Source organism: Halococcus morrhuae DSM 1307, assembly GCF_000336695.1.
Lineage (GTDB): Archaea > Halobacteriota > Halobacteria > Halobacteriales > Halococcaceae > Halococcus > Halococcus morrhuae.
Window position 1 is genome coordinate 1 of record NZ_AOMC01000147.1, and the last position, 1,104, is coordinate 1,104.

Below are 1,104 nucleotides of genomic sequence, written 5' to 3' on the forward strand. Positions count from 1 at the left end.
GTGGTTTTCATCGCCTGAAACGAGTAATCCGCCCGCTTGCGGTAATGATGGCTTGCCTGACCACGCTGGAAGCCGCTGGCATCGATTGCCCCAGTTCCTGAGAAGCCAGCCTGCTCCGCCGTTCTGCGGAGCAGGCTGCGGAGCGTCCGCATCGGGATCTCCTTCTCCCAATTGCAGAACGACGTGTGATCCGGCGACTTCTCCAACCCGAACACGTCGAGAATCCCGGGCATCTCGTTGAGATNAGAAGCAGTAACGCGATTTTGTTCCACTCAGCGTGCTCGCCGTCGCCGTCTTCGTCGGCGACGGCAGGCGCGTCTGGATCCTCCACGTGCTCTTTGGCAAGTTTTCGATACTTCTTCGCGCGTTGTCGTAACCGCTCCATATCGCAAGAGGGCGTCCAATTCCCCTGAACTCAGCGATAGAATCGCCAGACGGAACCGGCGATCAACAGAGCATATTGTCTGGTTCACGATCAGTACGTATTTACCACTTCCCAGTAAATGCGACACTATATGTCAAGCGTTTCTGACGAGGTCCGCGAGTGCGTCCAGTCGGACGAGTTCTGCGAGACCATGGGTATCGATGTCGTCGAACTGGAGTCGGGGTACGCCCGAACTGAACTGACTATTACAGAGGACCTGCTGAATTTCCATGGGACGCCCCATGGCGGAGCAATTTATTCGCTGGCCGACGCTGCCTTCGCCGCCGCGTCAAACTCCCACGGCACAACTGCCGTCGCGCTGGAGACGAACATATCCTATCTGGAGGCAGTCGACGTCGATGAGACACTCGCTGCGATAGCTGAGGAGACGCATCTCGCCGGAAAAACAGCTGAGTACGAAGTTGAAGTAACGGACGGGACGGACGACCGCATCGCGACGTTCCGCGGACGAGTCTACCGGATGGACTAACTCTACTTCCGAGGTCGCTCTTGTCTGCCTTCTGCGGTCGCTCTTGCCGAATCTAGTAGAGGCGTCAGTTAATTGGTCGTGTCGCAAAGCGGTCTAGACTCGCTAGTTGTCCACTCTGGCCCAACAGCTCAGTTGCTGTCATGTAGTGGCCAGAATGATGCGACTGAATCAGTCGCCTGATTCAGCCGCT

Annotated in this window: 1 protein-coding gene and 1 pseudogene; one reads left to right on the forward strand and one right to left on the reverse strand. The window is 56.8% G+C overall.

Going from position 1 to position 1,104, the window contains the following annotated elements; translation table 11 throughout:
* Positions 1-385 (reverse strand): annotated as a pseudogene (locus tag C448_RS16815) (IS5/IS1182 family transposase); the annotation flags it as partial.
* 130 nt (positions 386-515) lie between these two features.
* On the opposite strand from C448_RS16815, the gene paaI reads away from it, so the two are divergent.
* Positions 516-914 (forward strand): hydroxyphenylacetyl-CoA thioesterase PaaI, encoded by a 399-nt coding sequence (gene paaI, locus C448_RS12305; protein ID WP_004055243.1) that lies wholly within the window; start codon positions 516-518, stop codon positions 912-914.
* Positions 915-1,104 lie beyond the last annotated feature (190 nt).